This is a genomic window from Bacteroides sp. NGMCC 1.200775 (genome assembly GCF_040798045.1).
Lineage (GTDB): Bacteria > Bacteroidota > Bacteroidia > Bacteroidales > Bacteroidaceae > Bacteroides > Bacteroides hominis.
Genome location: NZ_JASCQK010000002.1, coordinates 663616 through 672444 on the forward strand (window position 1 = coordinate 663616; position 8829 = coordinate 672444).

5 protein-coding genes are annotated in these 8829 nt (G+C 47.2%); all 5 read left to right on the plus strand.

What is annotated here, in order from left to right; all coding sequences use genetic code 11:
* Positions 1-3: 3 nt before the first annotated feature.
* The 5 genes from QK890_RS09145 to QK890_RS09165 all read left to right on the plus strand — a co-directional run bounded on the left by QK890_RS09145 (position 4) and on the right by QK890_RS09165 (position 8787).
* A complete protein-coding gene (locus QK890_RS09145; RefSeq protein WP_188521466.1) occupies positions 4-1524 on the plus strand; it encodes a RagB/SusD family nutrient uptake outer membrane protein in 1521 nt (506 codons plus the stop codon).
* Between the two features lie 126 nt (positions 1525-1650).
* On the plus strand, positions 1651-3951 hold the full coding sequence (bglX, locus tag QK890_RS09150) for a beta-glucosidase BglX (protein ID WP_005779132.1): 2301 nt from the start codon (positions 1651-1653) through the stop codon (positions 3949-3951).
* Positions 3952-4109: 158 nt separating this feature from the next.
* The gene (locus QK890_RS09155) at positions 4110-5465 is read left to right on the plus strand and encodes a glucoamylase family protein (protein WP_032531082.1); all 1356 of its coding nucleotides are present in this window, start codon (positions 4110-4112) and stop codon (positions 5463-5465) included.
* A complete protein-coding gene (locus QK890_RS09160; protein WP_367627310.1) occupies positions 5466-6209 on the plus strand; it encodes an SGNH/GDSL hydrolase family protein in 744 nt (247 codons plus the stop codon).
* 139 nt (positions 6210-6348) lie between these two features.
* Positions 6349-8787: a two-component regulator propeller domain-containing protein gene (locus QK890_RS09165; RefSeq protein ID WP_032540360.1), complete on the plus strand. Its 2439-nt coding sequence runs from the start codon at positions 6349-6351 to the stop codon at positions 8785-8787.
* The last annotated feature ends 42 nt before the right edge of the window (positions 8788-8829 follow it).

Genomic DNA, 8829 nt, shown 5'->3' on the forward strand with positions numbered 1-8829 from the left:
AGTATGAAACTAAATAAATACATCCTACCCATTGCATTAGCCGTATCGGCTCTGAGCTTCAGCAGTTGCAACGATTTTCTGGACCGTCACCCTCAAGGGCAGTTCACCGAAGATGATAATCCCGGAGCACTTGCCGAAGGAAAAGTCTTCAATATCTACACCATGATGCGTAACTATAACATTACCGCAGGTATCCCGGCATTCGCCATCGAATATTTCCGCTCGGAAGATTCGGAAAAAGGAAGTACGGCGAGCGACGGTGCCGATCAGGCTGCCATGTACGATGATTTCCAGTACAATACCAATAACGGACTGATCAAAGCCTACTGGAGTCAGAATTACGCTATCATCTATCAATGCAACGACGTGATAGAAACCATCGAGAAAGGTAACCTCACAGAAGAAAATGATCTCCGGAATAAGGGAGAAGCTCTTTTCTTCCGTGCTTACTGTTACTTCAATCTGGTCCGTGCATTCGGCGAAGTGCCGTTGGTCACTTTCAAAGTGAACGACGCCTCGGAAGCCAATGTACCGAAGACCACCGCCGAAGAGATCTATAAACAGATCGACTCAGACCTGACACAGGCTGAAGGGCTTTTACCCCGTCAATGGCAGTCTGCTTACCTGGGACGTCTAACCTGGGGAAGTGCCCGTGCACTGCATGCCCGCACGTATATGATGCGTAACGACTGGCAGAACATGTATACTGCCTCAACCGATGTAATGAATTCCGGACAGTATAATCTGGACACCCCTTATGACGTTATCTTTACCGATGATGGCGAAAACAGCAGTGAGTCGGTATTTGAGCTGCAATGTGCATCGACTGCCGCCCTGCCTGCAAGTGATAAAATAGGCAGTCAGTTCTGCGAGGTACAAGGTGTACGCGGCTCCGGCCAATGGGACCTTGGCTGGGGATGGCATATGGGAACCGAGCTGATGGGTGAGGCGTTCGAACCGGGCGACCCGCGCAAAGATGCTACACTGCTTTACTTCCGTCGTTCGGATACTGATCCGATCACTCCCGAGAATACCAACAAACCTTATGGAGAGTCTCCGGTATCTCAAGCCGACGGTACTTATTTTAACAAGAAAGCTTATACCAACCCGGCACTTCGTGAGGAGTTTACCCGTCATGGTTTCTGGGTGAATATCCGTATCATCCGCTATGGCGACGTAGTGCTAATGGCTGCAGAATCGGCTAATGAGTTAGGGAAAACAGGCGAAGCATCGGGTTATCTGGAAATGGTGCGTGCCCGCGCCCGTGGCAACAACCCGGACATTCTGCCCAAAGTGACTTCATTGGATCAGACCGTGTTGCGTGATGCCATCCGGCATGAACGACGGGTAGAACTCGGATTGGAATCGGGACGTTTCTACGACCTGGTACGCTGGGGTATCGCTTCGCAAGTGCTACATGCTGCTGGCAAAACGGGTTATCAACCCAAGAATGCCTTGCTACCACTTCCACAGGACGAGATAGACAAGTCGAAAGGCGTATTGGTACAGAACCCGGATTATTAATCTCAGAGTTTCACCACAGATCACACAGATTATCACAGATATATTAAGTGCAGATTATCAATCCAATGGACCTCTTCTCTGTGATAATCCGTGTAATCTGTGGTGAACTCTTAACCATATACAGTTATGAACAAGAAATATTCTTTACTCATTCTGCTTGCACTTTTACTCCCGTTGGGGCTGCAAGCTCAGAAATCTCCTCAGGACATGGACCGTTTCCTCGACGATCTGCTGAAACGGATGACCCTGGAAGAGAAAATAGGGCAGCTTAACCTGCCGGTAACGGGTGAAATTACCACCGGACAAGCTAAAAGCAGTGACATAGCCACAAAGATAAAGCGAGGTGAAGTAGGTGGACTCTTCAACCTGAAAGGGGTGGATAAAATTCGTGACGTACAACGTCTGGCTGTAGAAAATTCCCGCCTGGGTATCCCTCTGCTCTTCGGTATGGACGTGATTCACGGCTACGAAACCATCTTTCCTATCCCATTGGGGCTTTCGTGTACCTGGGATATTCCGGCCATTGAAGAATCTGCACGTATCGCAGCCATCGAAGCAAGCGCTGACGGCATCTCGTGGACTTTCAGTCCGATGGTAGATATCAGTCGCGATCCACGCTGGGGACGGGTATCCGAAGGTTCGGGCGAAGATCCCTTCCTCGGAGCACAGATTGCCCAAGCCATGGTACGCGGATATCAGGGAAAAGATATGCGCCGTAACGATGAGATCATGGCTTGTATCAAGCATTTTGCCTTGTATGGGGCAGCCGAAGCCGGACGGGACTACAATACCGTAGACATGAGCCGCCAACGGATGTTTAACGATTACATGCTCCCCTATCAGGCTGGTGTTGAAGCCGGAGCAGGCAGTGTAATGGCTTCATTCAACGAAGTGGAGGGTGTGCCGGCAACTGCCAACCGATGGCTGATGACCGATGTGCTGCGTGGAGCATGGGGATTTAACGGATTCGTAGTGACAGACTTCACCGGAATCTCTGAAATGATAGAACACGGGATTGGCGACCTGCAAACCGTATCGGCACGTGCCATCAATGCGGGAGTAGATATGGACATGGTCAGTGAAGGCTTCGCCGGCACATTGAAGAAATCGATCGAAGAAGGCAAAGTATCGGTAGAAACCGTTAATACCGCTTGCCGCCGCATTCTGGAAGCCAAATATAAACTGGGGTTATTTGACAATCCTTATAAATATTGTGATCTGAAACGTCCGGCACGTGACATCTTTACCAAAGAGCATCGTGCCGTAGCCCGGAGAATTGCCGGAGAAAGTTTCGTACTACTGAAAAACGGACAGCTCTCTCCCGGTTCCTCTCCCCTTCTCCCTCTCTCACCCACCGGTACCATCGCAGTGATAGGTCCCTTGGCCAATACCCGCTCGAATATGCCGGGTACGTGGAGTGTGGCGGCAGTTCTGGACAAGAGCCCATCTCTGGTAGAGGGATTGACCGAGTGGGTAGGCAATCAGGCAAAAATTCTTTATGCCAAAGGCAGTAATCTGATAAGCGATGCTGCCTATGAGGAAAGAGCCACCCTGTTTGGCCGTTCGCTGAACCGCGACAACCGTACTGACAAGCAACTGCTGGACGAAGCGTTGAAAATAGCTTCACAGTCGGACGTAATCATTGCCGCGCTGGGCGAATCATCGGAAATGAGTGGCGAAAGCAGCAGTCGTACCAACCTCGACCTGCCGGACGTACAACACACACTCCTGGAAGCTCTACTGAAAACAGGCAAGCCGGTAGTTCTCGTACTCTTCACTGGCCGTCCGTTGGTGCTGAACTGGGAGCAGGAGAATGTACCCGCCATCTTAAACGTATGGTTTGGAGGTTCGGAGGCAGGCTTGGCTATCGGCGATGTACTGTTCGGAGCAGTGAACCCAAGCGGCAAACTCACCATGACTTTCCCGAAGAATGTAGGCCAGATTCCGCTTTACTATGCACACAAAAATACAGGTCGCCCGCTCAAAGAAGGCAAATGGTTTGAGAAATTCCGCAGCAACTATCTGGACGTAGACAATGATGCACTTTATCCGTTCGGATATGGATTGTCGTATACCACATTCCGCTTCAGTGATGTCACTTTAAGTCAACCCTCCATCGGGATGGACAATCAGTTGGTAGCCTCCGTCACCGTAACGAATACCGGAGACCGTGCCGGCAGTGAAGTAGTGCAACTCTACATCCGTGATCTCGTAGGCAGTGTCACCCGCCCGGTAAAAGAGCTTAAGGGATTTGAAAAGATCTACCTGCAGCCCAATGAGTCGCGTACTGTCCGTTTTACGATTGCTCCGGAAATGTTGAAGTTTTACAATGCCGACCTGCAATTCGTAGCCGAACCGGGCGATTTCGATGTGATGATAGGACCTGACAGCCAAAACGTGAAAACGGCACGGTTCACGTTGCGTTGAATCGGCTACACAAGGGAATAGAAATGAATTAATCTCACCACAGATTACACAGATTAACACAGAATTTTAATCTTAAATATCAACGGGATAAATGATTAATCTGTGAAAATCCGTGTAATCTGTGGTGAAACCAAAACCATTACAAACAAGAAATCATTATGAATACCCAACTTGTCACTCACAACAGCAAGCTCCTCTTCTTCCTCTTCGCTCTTTTTCTTCTTGTAGCTTGCAAGCCAAAGGATAAACCTTCTTCTGCCGCTACCCTGACAGACGATGCCCTGATGGATACCGTCCAGCGACGAACCTTCAATTATTTCTGGGAAGCAGCCGAACCCAATAGCGGACTGGCACGCGAACGCTATCATATGGATGGCGAATATCCGGCCGGAGGTCCGGAGATTGTTACTTCAGGAGGAAGCGGCTTCGGCATCATGGCCATACTGGCGGGTATCGATCGTGGATACGTCAGCCGGGAAGAAGGGCTGCGCCGCATGGAGAAAATAGTCCGTTTCCTGGAAAAGGCGGACCGCTTTAAAGGCGCTTACCCACACTGGTGGAACGGTGAAACGGGACGTGTGCAACCTTTCGGACAAAAAGATAATGGAGGCGATCTGGTAGAAACAGCTTTCCTGATGCAAGGTTTGCTGGCCGTACATCAATACTATGCAGGAGGTTCAACCGAAGAGAAAGCTCTTGCGGCACGTATCGATAAACTATGGCGGGAGGTAGACTGGAACTGGTATCGCCGTGACGGGCAAAATGTGCTTTACTGGCACTGGAGTCCGGAATATGGTTGGGAAATGAACTTTCCGGTACACGGCTACAATGAATGCCTGATTATGTATATCCTTGCCGCTGCTTCTCCTACTCATGGAGTGCCGGCTGCGGTATATCATGAAGGATGGGCACAGAATGGCGCGATTGTTTCTCCACACCGGGTAGAGGGTATCGAACTGCATCTCCGCTATCAGGGTGGAGAAGTCGGTCCGTTGTTCTGGGCGCAGTATTCCTTCCTCGGACTCGATCCGGTGGGTTTGAAAGATGAATATTGCCCGAGCTACTTCAACGAGATGCGAAATCTTACACTGGTAAACCGTGAATATTGCATCCGCAACCCCAAACATTATAAAGGTTACGGGGCTGACTGCTGGGGGCTGACCGCCAGTTATTCCGTGGATGGATATGCTGCCCACGGCCCGTTGGAACGTGATGACCGGGGAGTGATCTCTCCCACCGCCGCCCTCTCTTCCATCGTCTATACACCGGACCAGTCACTGCAAGTGATGCGTCATCTGTATCAGATGGGAGATAAGGTATTCGGTCCTTACGGATTCTATGATGCCTTCAGCGAAACCGCGGACTGGTATCCGAAGCGATATCTGGCCATCGACCAAGGGCCGATAGCCGTAATGATAGAAAACTACCGGACCGGACTTCTATGGAAACTTTTCATGAGTCATCCCGACGTGCAGAACGGATTGAAGAAACTTGGATTTAACGTAAAGAAATAAATGATAAAATCAATATTTATCACCTTTTGTACTGTCCTCCTCTGCTGCAAGAGTGTTGCAGCAGAGGTACAAACGCCACAGGATTCTGTGCGCTTTAGCGAATATCTTCCTGTCCGCCACACGGATCCGGTTACATGGGTAACCCGATACCAAGGAGAAATAGACCGGTACCAAACAGAAAACCGGACATTGAAAGATACTTCTTGCGACGTTCTCTTTTTAGGCAGTTCTTCCATCAACTTGTGGGATAACATTTACCGGGACATGGCCCCACTGAAGATTCTCCGCCGTTCATACGGTGGTGCCGCCTTACGAGACATGCTTTATAATTACGACGTGATTGCCCGGGGATATCACCCGCGCAGTATCGTGGTTTATGTAGAAAATGATCTTGCAGGTACCCTCGAGGATCTGACTGTCGGAGAAACATTCGACTTTTTTCGTTTACTGACCAACCGGCTGCAACGGGACTATCCGGATATTCCGATATTCATTCTCTCCTATAAGCCTTCGCTCGCACGCAAGGAGATGATTCCGAAGCATGAAATCATTAATACTTTGCTTAAAGAGTATGCTTCGAAGACGGACGGACTCACTTATGTCGACGTAGCCTCTTGCTTGTACGGTGCAAACGGAGAACTGCGAAAAGATATCTTTAAACCGGACGGCCTGCACATGAATCAGAATGGCTACGATCTCTGGACCGCTATCCTGAAACCGAAAATACAGGAAAGCATCCGATAAACCTACGATTTCCCCCACAAGCCTCCCTATCTGTTGAATGGTAGGGAGGTTTATTTCTGTTTATATACTTTTTTCATAGAGTTGGTATACTAAATCTATCTGTTATTTATATATTTGCGTTTATAAATACGGAATAACTATGAATAAACACAAATTAGCCTTTTCTTTTATCGGCATTTTCATCGTTCAATTATCATACGCCGGATATTTTAAACACATAGGTAGAGAAGAAGGTCTTTCGCAATCGTCTGTTATGGCTATCTATCAAGATAAACTGGGTAGAATGTGGTTTGGTACACGTGAAGGGGTCAACATCTACAATAGTGATAGGATGACGGTTTATAAAGCATGGATCCAGAACGGGAATCAACCGGATCAGAAAGTTCTGATAGGGAATGAGGTGAGCGCCATTACTGGAAGTCAAAACGGAGATGTGTTTTTAATTGTTGATCGTGCTTTATTGAAATACGATATTCGTAAAGAGACTTTCGAACGTCTGCGTCAAGGCTCTGTCTATGCTTTAACATCTCATGCCGGTGAGATATGGTGTGCCGGGCACGACTCTATTTTCCGATACAATCCCCAAAACAATCAATTAGATTTTCAGCAAAAAACAGGTATACCATCCATCAACTATCTGATGACAGATGGCAACAGATTTTATATCGGTGCCAAAGAAGGCCTATATACGACAGAAAATAAAGGAGCGGTTCAATGCCTGATCCCCAAAGTAGATGTTTACCGTATTTTCCAAAGTTCCAGTCAGGAACTTTGGGTAGGTTGCCGTACACAAGGGCTATACCATATCAACCGAAACGGACAAATTAGCCGTATTCCTTATGACCCCTCATCCCCCAAAGGCATTTCCAGTGAACAAATACGTGAATTTGTTGAAGATCAGCAAGGGAACATCTGGTTCGGAACCTTCGACGGTTTACAAAAATATGATCCACACACCCAAACCTACAGCCTCATCAAGCAAGAACAACGCCCGGGAGGACTCAGCCATTCTTCTATATTTTCGCTCTATCAAGATGTACAAGGCACTATCTGGATAGGTAGTTATTATGGAGGAGTCAACTACTTCAACCCGGATAACAACACATTCAATTACTACACTTATAATCCCGATCGCAGTGACTGTCTCAACTACCCGTTCGCCGGGGCCATGACCGAGGACAAAGATCATCACCTATGGATATGCACCGATGGTGGCGGATTGGCATGTTTAGACCGCCAAGCGGGGCATTTCAGGACTTACACTGCCGGAGGACCCAACTCTCTGCCCCACAACAATCTGAAGAGTATTTGTTACGACCCTAAAAGAGACTGTTTATATATAGGTACGCATATGGGAGGTCTTTCCCGGCTCGACCGCAAAACAGGACGTTTTTACAACTACCTCAATTACTCCACGAAAGGCAAAAAAGAGCCCAATGATGTTATTTTCCAAGTATCTTTCTATAACGACCAGCTAATCGTTTCCGCACGCAACGGAGTTTTCTCCATGAATCCCGATACGAATGAATTCCGCTTGCTTTATGACGGATATTACTATCAAACTTTCACCATTGACCCCAAAGGCTTTCTCTGGTTGTCGGCAGGTACTAACTTATATAGTATAAACCTGAAACATCCCGAAGAAGTTAAATCATTCAGCCTGCCTGCATCCATTGGACAGTTCGGCATCAGCAAGATTTTGAAAGGTAACAATCAATATCTTTATATCGCCACTTTAGGTTCAGGACTTTTTTGCTATAACGAACAAACTCAGACCTGCATCAACTATACTCCCGAACAGAACCAACTACTTAGCAATTATTGCTATAATCTTCTACAGACTTCGACAGATAACATACTTATCACAAGTGATCGGGGTATCACACTATTTAATCCAACCACCGAATCATTCCGTTCCATTGAACTGGATAACGGACTGTCCCTCTCATCCATCATTAATGGTTGTGGTGTATGGATGTGTAGTGACCATACAATATTTATCGGAGGTACAGGAGGGCTTAGTTCTTTTCTGGAGAAAGACCTGAACAAAGAATATCCCAAACCTAAACTCTATTTTTCAAGTTTATCCGTCAACAACGCACGGATAAGTCCGGATGACAAAAGTCGTATACTGACAGAAGGGCTCCCTTTTGTCCGGGAAGTAAATCTAAATGCCGCTCAAAATAACCTGACTATTGAGTTTGCTTCTTCCAACTATGTGGATATACTGAATAATACTTGGTATGAGTATCAGTTAGAAGGTTTTGACAAGCAATGGTCACTCACCTCACAAACAAGCCTGAAATACACCAACCTTGATCCTGGAGACTACGTGCTACACGTACGCCAAAAAGGCAACTCGCTGAAAATGCGCAAAGCACAAGAAATCTTATTACAGATACATATCAGCACTCCCTGGTATCTTACTTGGTGGGCATGGCTCAGTTACATCACCATCAGCATTTCAGTGACCTACTTTATATGGCGCGAAAAAAGTTCCAGAAGAACTTTGGCGATATTACGGCAAAATCCCTCTTCTCTCACCTATCATCAGATTCTTTTTAATCCGGCTATTTAAATAGACCATGAGTCCATATTGATTAAATAGTTTCTTTACGAG

Bases quoted from the DNA above. Each gene is read 5' to 3' on its own strand.
- QK890_RS09160 (WP_367627310.1), top strand. From the start codon at position 5,466: ATGATAAAATCAATATTTATCACCTTTTGTACTGTCCTCCTCTGCTGC.
- QK890_RS09145 (WP_188521466.1), top strand. From the start codon at position 4: ATGAAACTAAATAAATACATCCTACCCATTGCATTAGCCGTATCGGCT.
- QK890_RS09165 (WP_032540360.1), top strand. From the start codon at position 6,349: ATGAATAAACACAAATTAGCCTTTTCTTTTATCGGCATTTTCATCGTT.
- QK890_RS09155 (WP_032531082.1), top strand. From the start codon at position 4,110: ATGAATACCCAACTTGTCACTCACAACAGCAAGCTCCTCTTCTTCCTC.
- bglX (WP_005779132.1), top strand. From the start codon at position 1,651: ATGAACAAGAAATATTCTTTACTCATTCTGCTTGCACTTTTACTCCCG.